The following is a 14,109-nucleotide window of genomic DNA, read 5'->3' on the forward strand; positions in this document are numbered from 1 at the left end:
GAATCACCACAAGCCGGGTGTTGCATTGCAACAATCTTGTAAGGATTTTCCGTTAATTCAAAACCTTAGCCAAGCATCCACATCAAATCATGGTCCCAGTGAGGGACGTCAGAGCTCTACAGCGGCACCGCCGTCGTGACCTTGACCCGGTCCATCACAAAGCTGGTCTTGCAGTCCTGTACGCTGGGGTGCTTGAGCAAGGTATCCATGATGAAGCGGCTGTAGTGCTGCATGTCGGCCACGACCACACGCAACAGATAGTCCATCTCGCCGGTCAGGGAGACGCATTCCACCACTTCGGGCCAGGTCTGCACGCTGGCGCGAAAGACGTCCATGGGGTTGCGCTTGCTGGTTTCGGTATATTTTTCGAGACGGACGTTGAGGTAGGCCGTCAGCCCCAGACCCACGGTTTCGGGCTGCACCAGGGCCACATAGCGGTCGATGACGCCGCTTTCTTCCAGTCGTTTGACCCGGCGCAGCACGGCGCTGGGTGACAGGCCGACCTGCTCCCCGATGACGTCATAGGTTTCTCGGCCATTGGCCTGCAGACGGCGCAAAATCGCCTTGTCCAGTTTGTCGATGGTGTGCGTAAGGCTCATGGCGGCAGATTATAAAAACAGAGCAGGTTTTTTTCAGGGTTATCCCTTGATGACCATTTAAATTGCATGAAATTTAATTTTCGCGCAATTTTTATGCAATCAATGAATTGATGACACGGGCTTTTTGCATAAAGCCTGCCAGTGCTCCAGCCTACAGTGAATCCCTTCATCGACACCGGCTCCCCCATGTGTTGATTCCTCGGCTGGAGACTCACGCTATGAACGCCCCCCTGACCCAAACCAATGCCAGCAGCTTCCAGACCTGGGACAACCCCATGGGCACGGACGGCTTCGAGTTTGTCGAATACGCGGCCCCCGACCCGGTGGCCATGGGCCAGTTGTTCGAGCGCATGGGCTTCACGGCCATCGCCAAGCACCGCCGCAAGAACGTGACGCTGTATCGCCAGGGCGAGATCAACTTCATCATCAACGCCGAGCCCGACAGCTTCGCCCAGCGCTTTGCCCGCCTGCACGGCCCCAGCGTCTGCGCCATCGCCATCCGCGTGCAGGACGCCAAGTTCGCCTACGAGCGTGCGATCTCCCTGGGCGCCTGGGGCTACGACCAGCATGCCGCCCCGGGCGAGCTGAACATTCCCGCCATCAAGGGCATTGGCGACTCGCTGATCTACTTCATCGACAAGTGGCGCGGCAAGAACGGCGCCAAGGACGGCGACCTTGGCAACATCAGCTTCTTCGACGTGGACTTCGAGCCCCTGCCCGGCGCCGACCTGCATCCGCAAGGCCTGGGCCTGACCTATATCGACCACCTGACCAACAACGTCTACCGTGGCCGCATGGCCGAACTGGCAGGTTTCTACGAGCGCATCTTCAACTTCCGCGAGATCCGCTACTTCGACATCGAAGGCCAGTCCACCGGCGTCAAGAGCAAGGCCATGACCAGCCCCTGCGGCAAGATCCGCATCCCTATCAACGAGGAAGGCAACGACAAGGCCGGTCAGATCCAGGAGTACCTGGACATGTATCACGGCGAAGGCATACAGCACATCGCACTGGGCTCGACCAACCTCTACGACACCGTGGACGGGCTGCAGATGAACGGCATCAAACTGCTGAGCACCAGCGAGACCTATTACGAACTGCTGCCCAAGCGCATTCCCGACCTGCAGGAACCGATTCCCGAGCTACTGGCGCGCAACATCCTGGTAGACGGTCAGCCCGGCGAGCTGCTGCTGCAGATCTTCAGCGAGAACCAGCTGGGCCCGATCTTCTTCGAGTTCATCCAGCGCAAGGGCAATAGCGGCTTTGGCGAGGGCAACTTCAAGGCGCTGTTCGAGACCATGGAGCTGGACCAGATGCGCCGCGGCGTGCTCAAGAGCTGAACGCACGCTCCACCCCAGGTATTGCAGCCATGAACCGCGCCAGTCACCATCGCCAGGCGGCCACCCGCGCCAGCGCAGGCGGCGGGCCAGACCTTGGCTTGCAACTGGTCACCATATCGATGGCAATCCCGCCCAACCAAGCACCTCTGGCAGTTCAGACCTGCCTATACTTGAGCACACGCTGCATCAGAGGTCTCGAGACCTGTCACCAAGTCAACGACCATCCCCAACGTGAAAGCTCCTGCGCCGCGCTCCCTCCTCCACACCCCGCTTGCAACCGGCGGCATGGGCACGGATACGACAGCCAGCCCGCTCACCCGGCGACGGCTGCTGACGCTGACCGCTGCTGCAGCTTCACCTTTGATAGCTTCTCGCGCTTACGCACAAAAGGGTTCAGCGGGTTTTACAACCAATTCCAGCAAGGCTGCGAACGCACTGACGCTGGTCGTTCCCTACTCGGCAGGCGGCCCGCTGGACCGAGCCTCGCGCCGGCTCGCGCAGGACACCACCTCCATAGCTCACATGCAGGTGATCAATGTAACGGGGGCAGGCGGCAGCACGGGGGCAGCCATGGTGGCGCGGGCCGGCGCACGCGACCCCCTGCTGCTGATGGGCGCGGCGGGTACCCATGCCATCCTGCCCTGGCTCAACCCTCAGCTTCCCTACGATCCGCTGCGCGACTTTCAGCCGCTGAATCTGGTGGCGCGCATGCCCCATGTGCTGGTCATGCGCAGCGAGCTGGCGCAGCAGTGGCGCATACAAACGCCCGACGACCTGCTTCGCTTCATGGCCAGAAACCGGCAGCCCCTGCGCTATGCCTCCGCGGGCAACGGCAGCATAGGCCATATTGCGGGCAAGCGGTTCCAGACACTGACCCGCGTGCCACTGCAGCATCTGCCATTTGCCGGTGCCCAGCCTGCGATGTCGGCGCTGCTGGAAGGATCGTCCGACCTGATGTTCGACAACATCGCTTCCTGCCTGCCCCATATTCGCGCCGGTCGGCTCAAAGCCCTGGGCGTGACCTCGGCGACGCCACTTCCCATGCTGCCGGGGGTGCCGGGGGTGCCGGTGCTCGGCGAGAGCATACGCGGCCTGGAGCTGACCACCTGGTTCGGCCTGTTCGCCACGGCCGGCATATCGGATGCACAGGCCTCATGCTGGGCCAATGCCTTTGCCAGGACGCTGCAGCAACCTGCCGTGCAACAGTACTTCGACGCCATGGGCGTGATCCGCGAGGACCTGCGCCTGCAGGACTTTGCCCAGCTGGTCCAGGCCGATCACCGCTTCTACGGCCAGCTCATCAGGAACAATCTGCAGCTGTCCTGAGCACCCGATTCAAAGGCTGCGCGCCTGAATTTGTTCTGTTAAATGCTCTGACAGCCCAGCCAGCCTTTCTATACTTCCGAGCGCCTGTTGAAGGCTGTTCTTTCTCGGAAACCATTGTGAAACGTTTGCTCCTGCTTGCTGCCTGGCTGTGCGGATCGTCTTTTGCTGCTTTTGCGCAAAACGTCGGCCAGCCCCTGTCCTTTGTCGTTCCCTACCCTGCGGGCGGCCCTCTCGATACCTCGGCCCATCTGCTGGCCAAAGGCGCCCAGCAAAGCCTGGGCTCCATCACCGTCACCAACAAGCCCGGCGCCGGCGGCACCAAAGGCGTGGAGCTGATCGCCAAGGCCAAACCGCAGGAAAACCTGGTGGTCATGGGCGCCGTGGCCACACATGCGGTACTGCCCAATATGGGGGCGCCGCTGTCCTATGACGTGTACAAGGACTTCAAGCCCCTGATTCTGGTGGCGCGCGTGCCCAATGTGCTGGTCATCACCAAGGCTCGTGCCGAAGAGCTCAAGATCCAGAGCACCAGCGACCTGGTTGGCTACATCAAAACCAACCCCAATCAGCTGAAGATGGGTTCGGCCGGCAACGGCAGCATCGGCCATATCTCGGCCGAGATGCTCAAGTCGCTGGCCAATCTGCGCCTGCCCAATGTGCAGTTCGAAGGTGCATCGGCCGCCCAGAAGGCCCTGCTCAAGGGCGATGTGGACATGGTGTTCGACAACCTCGCCTCCGCCCTGCCGCTGATCGCCTCGGGCGAACTCGTGGCCCTGTCCGTCACCACCCCGGCCCGCAATGTGGCACTGCCCAATGTGCCCAGCGTGAACGAGGCCGTGCCCGGTTTTGACGTGGCCACCTGGTTCGGCGTGTTCGCCCCGGCCAGCCTGCCCGACAAGGACGCCCAGAAATATGCAACCGCCTTGCAGGCCGCGCTCAGCGCCCCAGCCAACCGCGACCAGTTCCGCAAGATGGGCATCGCCCCCGAGGACATGCGTCTGCAGGAGTTTGCTGAATTCGTGAAACGCGAGAACCGCAAGTTTCAGTTTTTGATCAACGCAACCAAGATCAAGGCCGGCTAGGCATGGACCACCCGGGGGGTGGTCTGGCCGGCTTGCCGACACACAAGGAGCACATGATGGGACAAGCACCCGTGGTTTATGGCCAGTCCGACCGCCCGCCGCGTGGCGATTACAGCCGCGCCAGCGCCGATTACACCTGCGCCCAGAATTACGCAGCCTATACCGAGGCCGACCACCTCACCTACCACCGGCTCTATGAGCGCCAGAGCGCGCTGCTGCCCGGCCTGGCCAGCCAGCACTTCATCGACGTGCTGCCCGCACTGGGCGCCAAGGAACGCATTCCCCGCTTCGAGGAAGTCAACGAGCGCCTGTTCAAGGCCACCGGCTGGGAGATCGTCGGCGTGCCGGGCCTGATTCCCGAAGTACCGTTTTTCTCGCTGCTGGCCCAGCGCAAGTTCCCCGTCACGGACTGGATTCGCAAGCCCGAGGAGTTCGAATACATCGTCGAGCCCGACATCTTTCACGACCTCTTCGGTCATGTGCCGCTGCTGTTCAACCCGGTAATGGCCGATTTCATCCAGGCCTATGGCCAGGGCGGCCTCAAGGCTGCCGAGCTGGGCGCCTGCGAAATGCTCTCGCGCCTGTACTGGTACACGGTGGAGTTCGGCCTGATCCGCGAAGGCGGTGGCGTGCGCGCCTACGGTGCCGGCATTCTGAGTTCGGCCGGCGAGCTGGCCTACAGCGTGCAAAGCCCCGAACCTCATCGCCTGCCGCTGCAGCTGGAACGTGCCATGCGCACGCTCTACAAGATCGACACCTACCAGCAGACCTATTTCGTCATCGACGATATGCAGCAGCTGCTGGACTTGGCCAGCACCGACTTTGCGCCACTGTATGCCCAATTGCGTCAGCAACCCACCATAGGTGCCAAGCAATTGCTGCCCGGCGAACAGCTGATTTGATACCGATCATTTCAGCACTCAGCGCTTGACCAGCAAGCGCTGTCAGCTATTCAATGAATAGCTGACCGTAAGAGCTTTGCCAGGCTCCGCGCACTGCCATGGGCGGTTGCATGCTGAAACCCTGCTCGCAGCATTGCACCTATAGTTGCAGCGTACTGGCGGCCAGAGAGTCCGCCAATCCGCACCGCACTGCGGCCCTGATCCACCCCCGACACACCATGCAAAATTCTTGCATCCGAATGCTGCGCTGGCTCGCAGCGCTCTATCTTTGCCTGGGCATTGCCATCGCAGCCGAACCAGCGGCTTCCGTGATGGATGCACAGGCCACTTCCCTGCAGCAGCTGGAGCAGGCCTCCGACGCACTGGATGCGGCACGCAAGTCCCTGGACGACGCGGACTCCTCCGAGACCTTGCAGGCCTTGTCCGAAAAAACGCTGCAATCCAAGCGTGATGCCGACAACGCCGTGACGGCGCTGGAGCCCCTGCTCAAGCAGTTGGATGCCCGTATTGCCCAGCTGGGCCCGGTGGTCGAAGGCACCGAGGAAAGCCCGGAACTCACGCAGCAACGCAAGGATTTGTCGCAACAGCACAGCGATCTGGACTCGGCCATCAAGCGTGGCAAGCTGCTCTCGGTCGAAGCCAAGCAGGCTGGCGACAACATCGAAAAAATCCGCACCCAGCAATTCAGTGCACAGATTGCCCGCAAGGTCGCATCGCCGCTGTCTCCATCGCTGTGGAGGAAGTTCGCCACCGACCTGCCGGTGGATCTGCAGCGCATCCACGGCTTGATACGCCTGGGTGACTCCAGCTTCGGGGCCGCCATCGAAAAACATGGCAACAAGATACCGCTGCTGGGCACACTGCTGGCCCTGGTGCTGATGTTTCCGCTGCGCATGTGGCTGCGCCATCTGGGCCGCCGGTTCGCGGCGTCCGATCACGCACCCAACGGACGCCTGCGCCGCTCGGGTCTTGCCGTGTGGATGCTGATCGTGGGTACGGCCCTGCCCGGGCTGGCCAGCCTGCTCTTCATCGAGGCCTTGCGCTCCATCGACGCCATCGCTCCGCGCCTGCAACTGGTGGCCGATGCCTGGATCAAAGGCAGCTTCGTTGCAGCCTTCTTCCTGTCCGTCAGCGCCAGCCTGCTGGTGCCCAAGCACCCGTCCTGGCGGCTGCTGAACATCGACGATGAGGCCGCGCCCAAGCTCACACGCCTGGCCTGGGGCGCCGCAGGCCTGACCTGGTTCACCATCATGCTCAATGCGGTGGACATTGCCGCCCGCACCAGCGACGTCAGCAGCGTGGCCCTGGACGGCCTGATTGCGCTGACCTATGCCGGCCTCATCATCTCGGTGCTGGTGGTCATCAAGAAGCAACGCAAGCGCCAGCAGGTCATCGACCTGGAAAAGGCCGCCCAGCACGGCAATGAACACCGCCCTGCCACCACCAGCAACTGGCTGATGTTTGCCTGGTTGGGCGGGCACCTGACGGTGCTGGCCGCGCTGATTGCAGCGCTGATCGGGTATCTGAATTTCTCGGTCTTCGTCGCCACGCAGATGGTGTGGATTACCGTGGTGGTGCTGGCCACCACGCTGCTGATGAAGTTCGCCGATGACTTCTTTGGCTGGCTGTGCTCCGCCGAAAGCCGCATCGGCAAAGGCATCTCTCTGGGACTCGGGATGAAGCCCACCCGCGTGGAGCAGATCGGCGTGCTGCTGTCCGCCTTCTCCCGCGTCTGCCTGATGCTGCTGGGCCTGCTGGCCCTCACGGCCCCGTTCGGCAACCCCAGCAGCCTGCTGAACATGACCGACACGCTGACCAAGGGCCTGCCCATTGGCGACTCCGTGCTGCGCCCCATGACCCTCCTGCGCGGCCTGATCGTGCTGGTGGCAGGCCTGACCATCTTCCGCACACTGCAGCACTGGCTGGTGGAAACCTATCTGCCCAAGACCGAGCTGGACATCGGCGCGCGCAACTCTATCAGCACCGTGGCCCGCTATGTGGGCATCACGCTATCGGCCCTGTGGACGCTGGCTGCCATGGGCATCGGTTTCGAGAAAGTCGCGCTGCTGGCCAGTGCGCTGTCCGTGGGCATCGGTTTTGGCCTGCAGGCCATCACGCAGAACTTTGTCTCGGGCCTGATTCTGCTGGCCGAGCGCCCCGTGAAGCTCGGCGACCGCGTGCGTATCGGTGACCAGGTCGGCGATATCCGCCGCATCAGCGTGCGCGCCACCGAGATTCAGACCGACGACAAATCCACCGTCATCGTGCCCAACTCCGAGTTCATCACCAAGTCCGTGCAGAACCTGACCATGGACGGCGCACTGGGCCGCATCTCGATCGCCTTCTCGGTGCCGCTCAACACCGATATCGTCAAGCTGCGCGAGGTGCTGCTGGGCCTGTATGCCGAGCATGAGGCCGTGCTGAGCACTCCCACCCCCTCCATGTATGTGGACTCCATCAACGGCAGCGTGGTCAACATCACCAGCTTCGGCCATGTCGCCAGCTCGCGCAATGTCTACAGCACACGCAGCGACCTGCTGTTTGGCCTGCTGCAGCGCTGCGCCGAGCAGAAAATCCCGCTGGTATCGGCCACCGATATCCACCTGGTTCAAGACCGTGCTGCACCTGCGCCCCCCGCCACTGACAGGCCGCCGGAGCTGGAAGACTCGGAAAACCGCTCTGCAGTCTGATTCCCGAGCCAAGCAGAAACTACGACTGCTGCAACTGCTGCCGCAGCTGCAGGCAGTGCTTCCAGACCCGTTCGTCAAACAGCAGCTGCATATGCGCAGCATCCTCCACCTGGTGCAGCTGCGCGCCCTCCATCGTCGCCAGCGTCGGCGGGAACACGATGTTGTCGCTGCTGCTGCACCAGCAGCTCATGGAAACATCGGCAGGTAAAGGCCCCAGTGCCTGCAGCCAGTCACCGGCCTCGCGCATATCGCGTGCAGGCAGGCGGTGGGCAAACCGCGCCAGCCATGTTCCGCCATGGGGCGTGGCCACGGTCACCACATGGGCCGCATATTGCGAGCGCTGACCGGCAGTCAAGGTCTTGAGCCAGGCCCTCACCACCAGCCCCCCCATGCTGTGCGCCACCAGCAGCGGTGCCCGCCCCGTCTGCCGCGCCATCTGCTGCACGCAGCGATGCAGGTTCGCCACCATGGCATCAACCGGATGCCCGTGCGCGGGCTCCAGCGTCATCGCTGCACAGGCAATATCACGCGCCTTCAGCTTTCTGAGCCATGGGTTCCACACCGCACGGCTGCAGAAATAGCCATGCACCAGCACCACGCCGACCTGCCCTTGGGGCTGAACCGGGCAGAAGTCGGCCTCGGCTTGAGAGCGAAACGGTATGCGCCAGCCGAATATCCGCAGTGAAAACCGCCACTCCGCCAGCCAGGCACGCAGCACCACACCCGTTGCCGGCCTTGGCAACCGGCGGCTGCGCAGCACATGGCGCATCAACAGCATCTGCAGGCCCAGTTGCGCTCCCGCTCCGCAGGCCAGTGCAGCGACACCTGCTGCGGCCAGCCAAGGCCTGCTCTCCCCCCAGAAGCCACACCACAGCAGGGCAGCAGCCAGATGGGTCAGCACCACGAAGCGCCAAAACCAGATATTCACCGCCTGCCACTCCTTCGTACGTTCATTGCGCGCGATTTCGCCTAGGACAAGCCCCGGTAGACCCCTGCACGGAGCTTGCCCAGAATCTGCCGCACAGCACCGCTAGGCACACTTCTCTCAACCTGCGCCTCAACTCTTCGGTATCAAGGCGCCACTTCAAGGTTCCGCTATGGAAATCGCTGCACCCTGGTTCCAGAACTATCCACCCAATGTGCCGCATGAAGTGCATCCCGGGCAATACCGCTCACTGGTGCATTTGCTAGAAGAGTCTTTCACCCAGCATGGCGAACGTCCGTTCTCGGTCTGCATGGACCGCTGGATGAGCTATGCCGAACTGGACCGGCTATCGAAGCAATTGGGGGCCTGGCTGCAAAGCCTGAATCTGGAGCCCGGTGCCCGCGTGGCCATCATGCTGCCCAATGTGCCGCAGTTTGCCGTCAGCATGGCAGGCGTGCTGCGCGCGGGATTCACCTGCGTGAATGTCAATCCGCTATACACGGCCCGGGAGCTCGAGCATCAACTCAAGGATTCGGGCGCCACCGCCATCATCATTCTGGAAAACTTTGCCCATACCCTGGCCCAGGTGCTGGAGCGCACCGCCATTCGGCATATCTGCCTGACGGGCATGGGCGACCTGCTGGGCGGTCTCTACGGCAGCTGGATCACCTTCGCCGTGCGCCATCTGGCCAAGATGGTACCGGCCTTTGATTTACCTTTGGGATCAGGTAGCGAACAGCGCCAGGTCACACCATTCAACAAGGCCCTGGCCGCCGGAGCAGACCTCCAACTCGCGCCCAGCAATGCCACCCTCGATTCGACGGCTTTTCTGCAATACACGGGCGGCACCACGGGCCTGTCCAAAGGCGCGGTGCTGACCCATCGCAATATCGTGGCCGCCACGCTGCAAGCACATAGCTGGTTCACGCCCGCACTCGATGGCCGGGTCAAGGCCGAAGAGACCCATATCGTGGCCGCGCTGCCGCTGTATCACATCTTCGCGCTCACGGTGAGCCTGTTTGCCATGCGCCTGGGCGCCAGCCTGAGCCTGATTCCCAATCCGCGCGACATCCCCAAGTTCGTCAAGGTGCTCAAGAAGCGCCCCTTTCATATCCTGCCGGCAGTGAATACCTTGTTCAATGCGCTGCTCAACAACCCCGATTTCCGCCAGCTCGATTTCTCGCAGCTGTTCATCTCGCAGGCTGGCGGCATGGCGGCTTCGGAAGGCACGGCGCGCCAGTGGCAGCAGGTCACTGGCTGCGCCATGATCGAAGGCTGGGGCATGAGCGAAACCTGCGCCATAGGCACCAACAACCCCGTCACCAACCGGCAGTTCACAGGCTCCATCGGCTTGCCGCTGCCCAGCATCTCGGTCGCCATCAAGGATGACGAGGGCCAGGATGTCCCGCAGGGTGATGCCGGCGAGCTCTGCATCAAAGGCCCCAATGTCATGCTCGGCTACTACAACCAGCCGGCAGAAACCGCCAAGGCCTTCACGGCCGACGGCTATATGCGCACCGGCGATATCGGCGTGCTGGGCGACGACGGCTATGCCCGCATCATCGACCGCAAAAAAGACATGATGGTGGTCAGCGGCTTCAACGTCTATCCCAACGAGCTGGAAAACGTCATCTCCCTGTGCCCCGGCGTGCTCGAATGCGCGGCCGTGGGCGTGCACGACGATCGCCAGGGCGAAGCCATCAAGGTCTATGTGGTGCGCAGCGACCCGTCACTGACCGAAGACCGCGTGCTGCGCTACTGCCAGGAGCAACTGACCGGCTACAAACGCCCGCGCTTCATCGAGTTCCGCGACGAGCTGCCCAAGACCAATGTGGGCAAGATCCTACGCCGGGAACTGCGGGACAAAGCCCAGTCTTGATAGAACAGATCCGAGAAATTTCAAAAAAATTACGAGTTTTCCCGAGGCACCCAAAAACTTGCTGCTAGAATAACGGTCTTCGGGGTGATTAGCTCAGCGGTAGAGCACTGCCTTCACACGGCAGGGGTCACATGTTCGATCCATGTATCACCCACCAGTTATTGCGCGATTAGCTCAGCGGTAGAGCACTGCCTTCACACGGCAGGGGTCACATGTTCGATCCATGTATCGCGCACCAGACAAAGCCTCTTGAATTCCGGTTCAAGAGGCTTTTTCTTTGCCTGAACGGCAGCAGGCCCCAAAAAATGGGCAGGGCTCCAATCGACCTCCTCCTTTTGCAGGATGCCGGCTGTCCCCCGGTTTGCACAATGGTCTTCGAAGACAAGCTGCGCACACGGCGCCGCATTCACCAGAAGACACTGCCATGAGCCACACCGCCACCCTGGTCTGGGGAGACCATTTGCTCATGGGCCATGGGCCCATGGACGAGTTGCACCAGGAGTTCGTGCAGCTGATTGCCCTGCTGCAAACCGCCGAAGACAGCGAGCTGCCCAGTCTGCTGCAAGCCATGCAAACCCATCTGCAGCACCACTTTGCCGAAGAAGACCAGTGGATGCTCGGCACCTCCTTCCCGCCGCGCGACTGCCATATCGACGAGCATGCGGCCGTACTCAAGTCCGTGGCCGAAGTCCGTGAAAAGCTGGATCAGGGCAATGTGGCGCTTTGCCACGATCTGGTGCGTGCGCTGTCAGAGTGGTTCCCCGGTCACGCCACCCATCTGGATTCGGCCCTGGCGCACTGGATGAGCAAGCAGCGCTTTGGCGGCAAGCCCGTGGTGATACGCCGCAACCTGCAGACTTAGGGCACCAGACCGAGAAGACAGTGCTTGCACCGGGCCTCTGCTAGTCTTGCAACCAGCAAAAACCAATCAAGAAGAGACAAGCCCGATGACCGAAGCGCCTTTTTTGCCGCCTGGCCTGACCGTGCTGGAGCGCGGCTGGCTGTCAGCCAACAACATCGTATTTGCCGCAGCAGCCGGCGATGCCGAAGGCGCAGCCGTGGTGGATACGGGCTATGTCACCCACTCCGAGCAGACCCTGGCGCTGGTTGCCGAGACGCTGCAGGGTCAGCCGCTGGCACGCATTCTCAACACCCATCTGCACAGCGACCATTGCGGCGGCAACGCAGCTCTGCAAGCCGCTTATCCACAGGTGCAGACCTGGATTGCGCCGGGCCAGGCCGACGATGTACGCCACTGGAACGAGTCAGCCCTCAGCTACGCGCCCACCGGGCAGGAATGTCCGCGCTTTGCCATCACCGGCGTGCTGCAACCCGGCAGCAGCGTGCGTCTGTCAGGCCGCGACTGGCAAATCCACGCCGCCCCGGGGCATGATCCGCATTCGGTGATTCTGTTCGAGCCCGACAGCCGCACGCTGATCTCTGCCGATGCGCTGTGGGAAAACGGCTTTGGTGTGGTCTTCCCCGAAATCGAAGGCCTGCAGGCCTTTGACGAAGTCGCTGCCACGCTGGACTGCATAGAGCAGCTCAAGCCTCTGACCGTCATCCCCGGCCACGGCAGCCTGTTCAGTGATGTGGAGACTGCCTTGGCCATTGCGCGCAAGCGCCTGGACGGCTTTGTGCAGTCCCCGCTGCGCCATGCCAGCTATGCGGCCAAGGTGCTGCTCAAATACAAGCTGCTGGAATGGCAACAGATCAGCCTGCAGGATCTGGGCCAGTGGCTGCAGAACACGCCTTACTTTGGCGTGTTGCACCAGCGTTACTTTGGCGAACAGACCCAGGCCCAATGGCAGCAGTCGCTGGTGGATGCGCTAGTGACCAGCAAGGCGGCCAGCCTGCAACCCAGAGAGGGGCAAAGCCCCTTGCTGCTCAACCTCTGACTTACGCAAGCCCTCATCAGCTGTTGGCGCCCAGGTCTTCGTGAAAAGCGGTTTCGCCCTGCTTCCAGTACGCGGCAATGCGCATGCGCTTGGGGTTGGCACCGGGCTTGGCCAGAATGCGCTTGCGCAGATCCGCCATGACACGGCTTTCGCCGGCTGCCCAGACAAAACCGTCGCCCTCGGGCAGTTGCAGATCATCGGCCGCATCGGTCAGCGAGGTCACCCACTGCAAATCCAGCGCGGCAGCGCTGCGCCAGGCACGCTGGTCGGCCGGCTGGGCCTGCACCCGCACGATGGCACGACTGCCAGCGGGCAGCTCGGCCAGACGGCGCTCGATGGCCGGCATGGCTGACTCATCGCCCAGCAACACATGCCAGTCCAGATCCGCCTCGATCACCAGGCTGCCCCGCGGCCCGGCCAGACCCAGCCACTGACCCAGGGGCGCGCTGCGCGCCCATTCCACGGCAGGGCCTGTGCCGTGCTCGGCAAATTCAAGCTGCAAGGTATTGCGCGCCGCGTCATGGTTGATCGGGGTGTAGTCGCGCATGTCCGGACGCTCGCCCTCGATATGCGGGCGGCCGTCGACCATCTGCGGCAGATTGGGCTTGTCCAGCCCGGCCTGGGGCAGGATGAGCTTGGTGTGGTCGTCAAAGCCGGCGCTGACAAAGCCCTGCAGCTCAGGGCCGCCGACGGTCAGGCGGATAAAGCCGGGGCTGATCTGCTCACGTGCCAACAATTGCACATGGCGGGAGCGGAATTCGTGACGTACACGTTGCATGATGGCGGCTGTCTCGGTGTTGGACATGTTTTTCAATAAGTTGATAAAGTCCACCAAATATTCATTAATAAGTTGACTTAGTCAACAAAAACCTTTCCCACCATGAGTTCATCCATCTCCGCCGACGTGTTCGAGCTGCTGCACGACCTGCTTCACCTGTTTCGCGCGCGCCTGCTTGAGTCGCTTGAAGCGGTGCAACCGGGGCTGACCTTCAACGAATTCCGCATCCTCATGCACACCGGCCGCCACCCCGGCATCACGCAAAAGGAACTGGTCGAGCACAGCCATACCGACAAGGCCCAGATGGCGCGCATGCTGGCCCAGCTGCAGGACAGGGGCTGGCTCGAGCGCTCGGCCAGCGAGGCCGACAAGCGCGTGCGCTGCCTGCAGCTCAGCGCCCAGGGGCAGCAGTTGTTCGACAGCCTGCGCGCCCGGCGCGAGCAGATTGCCCAGGAGCTGCTGCAGGACTTTCCCGCCGCCGAGCAAGCGCAGCTGCGCGCGCTGCTGCAGCAGGCTCTGAGCAGTGCCAGGGCTTCGGATTGAGGCAGACGCTCATGAATCAATAGCTTGCCACGCGGCTCAATTATTGGTTTCAACCCTAAAACCTCTTGAAACCATTGCTTGGCAAGCGCCAACCGCTCTCATCAATGCAGTCTTGAGCGCCCTATCGGCCACATGCGCATGTCGTAC

At 62.2% G+C, this 14,109-nt stretch carries 12 protein-coding genes and 2 tRNA genes; 11 read left to right on the forward strand and 3 right to left on the reverse strand.

All coding sequences use genetic code 11. The features are described from left to right. Positions 1-116: 116 nt before the first annotated feature. Positions 117-599: an Lrp/AsnC family transcriptional regulator gene (locus tag QMY55_RS20965; RefSeq protein WP_283486042.1), complete on the reverse strand. Its 483-nt coding sequence runs from the start codon at positions 597-599 to the stop codon at positions 117-119. Between the two features lie 218 nt (positions 600-817). Here QMY55_RS20965 and hppD point away from each other — a divergent pair, with 218 nt between their 5' ends. The 5 genes from hppD (at position 818) to QMY55_RS20990 (ending at position 7,939) form a co-directional block, all read left to right on the forward strand. Beyond that, positions 818-1,939 (forward strand): 4-hydroxyphenylpyruvate dioxygenase, encoded by a 1,122-nt coding sequence (gene hppD, locus QMY55_RS20970; protein WP_283486043.1) that lies wholly within the window; start codon positions 818-820, stop codon positions 1,937-1,939. 285 nt (positions 1,940-2,224) lie between these two features. Further along, the gene (locus QMY55_RS20975; RefSeq protein WP_283486044.1) at positions 2,225-3,265 is read left to right on the forward strand and encodes a Bug family tripartite tricarboxylate transporter substrate binding protein; all 1,041 of its coding nucleotides are present in this window, start codon (positions 2,225-2,227) and stop codon (positions 3,263-3,265) included. A 116-nt stretch (positions 3,266-3,381) separates the two neighbouring features. Then, positions 3,382-4,347, forward strand: coding sequence for a Bug family tripartite tricarboxylate transporter substrate binding protein (locus QMY55_RS20980; protein ID WP_328517807.1), 966 nt, complete (start codon positions 3,382-3,384; stop codon positions 4,345-4,347). Between the two features lie 56 nt (positions 4,348-4,403). Beyond that, positions 4,404-5,249 (forward strand): phenylalanine 4-monooxygenase, encoded by an 846-nt coding sequence (phhA, locus tag QMY55_RS20985; RefSeq protein ID WP_283489029.1) that lies wholly within the window; start codon positions 4,404-4,406, stop codon positions 5,247-5,249. A gap of 239 nt (positions 5,250-5,488) precedes the next feature. Then, positions 5,489-7,939 carry a DUF3772 domain-containing protein gene (locus QMY55_RS20990; RefSeq protein WP_283486045.1) on the forward strand — a complete coding sequence of 817 codons (2,451 nt, stop codon included), beginning with the start codon at positions 5,489-5,491 and terminating at the stop codon, positions 7,937-7,939. Between the two features lie 19 nt (positions 7,940-7,958). On the opposite strand, the gene QMY55_RS20995 is transcribed toward QMY55_RS20990, so the two are convergent. Further along, entirely contained in the window at positions 7,959-8,867 is a 909-nt protein-coding gene (locus QMY55_RS20995) for an alpha/beta fold hydrolase (RefSeq protein ID WP_283486046.1), read from the reverse strand. A gap of 169 nt (positions 8,868-9,036) precedes the next feature. Here QMY55_RS20995 and QMY55_RS21000 point away from each other — a divergent pair, with 169 nt between their 5' ends. The 5 genes from QMY55_RS21000 (at position 9,037) to QMY55_RS21020 (ending at position 12,641) form a co-directional block, all read left to right on the forward strand. Beyond that, positions 9,037-10,743, forward strand: a complete 1,707-nt coding sequence (locus QMY55_RS21000; protein ID WP_283486047.1) for an AMP-binding protein — start codon at positions 9,037-9,039, stop codon at positions 10,741-10,743. Between the two features lie 82 nt (positions 10,744-10,825). Next, positions 10,826-10,900, forward strand: a tRNA-Val gene (locus tag QMY55_RS21005). A gap of 6 nt (positions 10,901-10,906) precedes the next feature. Further along, positions 10,907-10,981 (forward strand) — tRNA-Val (locus tag QMY55_RS21010). 186 nt (positions 10,982-11,167) lie between these two features. Continuing rightward, positions 11,168-11,605 carry a bacteriohemerythrin gene (locus QMY55_RS21015; RefSeq protein ID WP_283486048.1) on the forward strand — a complete coding sequence of 146 codons (438 nt, stop codon included), beginning with the start codon at positions 11,168-11,170 and terminating at the stop codon, positions 11,603-11,605. An 85-nt stretch (positions 11,606-11,690) separates the two neighbouring features. Further along, positions 11,691-12,641 carry an MBL fold metallo-hydrolase gene (locus tag QMY55_RS21020; protein WP_283486049.1) on the forward strand — a complete coding sequence of 317 codons (951 nt, stop codon included), beginning with the start codon at positions 11,691-11,693 and terminating at the stop codon, positions 12,639-12,641. A gap of 16 nt (positions 12,642-12,657) precedes the next feature. On the opposite strand, the gene QMY55_RS21025 is transcribed toward QMY55_RS21020, so the two are convergent. Beyond that, the gene (locus tag QMY55_RS21025) at positions 12,658-13,446 is read right to left on the reverse strand and encodes a siderophore-interacting protein (protein WP_283486050.1); all 789 of its coding nucleotides are present in this window, start codon (positions 13,444-13,446) and stop codon (positions 12,658-12,660) included. A gap of 75 nt (positions 13,447-13,521) precedes the next feature. On the opposite strand from QMY55_RS21025, the gene QMY55_RS21030 reads away from it, so the two are divergent. Beyond that, positions 13,522-13,962: a MarR family winged helix-turn-helix transcriptional regulator gene (locus tag QMY55_RS21030; RefSeq protein ID WP_283486051.1), complete on the forward strand. Its 441-nt coding sequence runs from the start codon at positions 13,522-13,524 to the stop codon at positions 13,960-13,962. Positions 13,963-14,109: the final 147 nt, after the last annotated feature.

Origin of the sequence: Comamonas resistens, assembly GCF_030064165.1 — a bacterium.
GTDB lineage: Bacteria > Pseudomonadota > Gammaproteobacteria > Burkholderiales > Burkholderiaceae_C > Comamonas > Comamonas resistens.

What these genes read in the sequence shown, in the direction of transcription:
- QMY55_RS21020 (WP_283486049.1), top strand. Translation starts at nt 11,691, where the DNA reads ATGACCGAAGCGCCTTTTTTGCCGCCTGGCCTGACCGTGCTGGAGCGC.
- QMY55_RS21025 (WP_283486050.1), bottom strand. Translation starts at nt 13,446, where the DNA reads ATGTCCAACACCGAGACAGCCGCCATCATGCAACGTGTACGTCACGAA.
- QMY55_RS20975 (WP_283486044.1), top strand. Translation starts at nt 2,225, where the DNA reads ATGGGCACGGATACGACAGCCAGCCCGCTCACCCGGCGACGGCTGCTG.
- QMY55_RS21030 (WP_283486051.1), top strand. Translation starts at nt 13,522, where the DNA reads ATGAGTTCATCCATCTCCGCCGACGTGTTCGAGCTGCTGCACGACCTG.
- QMY55_RS21015 (WP_283486048.1), top strand. Translation starts at nt 11,168, where the DNA reads ATGAGCCACACCGCCACCCTGGTCTGGGGAGACCATTTGCTCATGGGC.
- QMY55_RS20965 (WP_283486042.1), bottom strand. Translation starts at nt 599, where the DNA reads ATGAGCCTTACGCACACCATCGACAAACTGGACAAGGCGATTTTGCGC.
- phhA (WP_283489029.1), top strand. Translation starts at nt 4,404, where the DNA reads ATGGGACAAGCACCCGTGGTTTATGGCCAGTCCGACCGCCCGCCGCGT.
- hppD (WP_283486043.1), top strand. Translation starts at nt 818, where the DNA reads ATGAACGCCCCCCTGACCCAAACCAATGCCAGCAGCTTCCAGACCTGG.
- QMY55_RS20990 (WP_283486045.1), top strand. Translation starts at nt 5,489, where the DNA reads ATGCTGCGCTGGCTCGCAGCGCTCTATCTTTGCCTGGGCATTGCCATC.
- QMY55_RS21000 (WP_283486047.1), top strand. Translation starts at nt 9,037, where the DNA reads ATGGAAATCGCTGCACCCTGGTTCCAGAACTATCCACCCAATGTGCCG.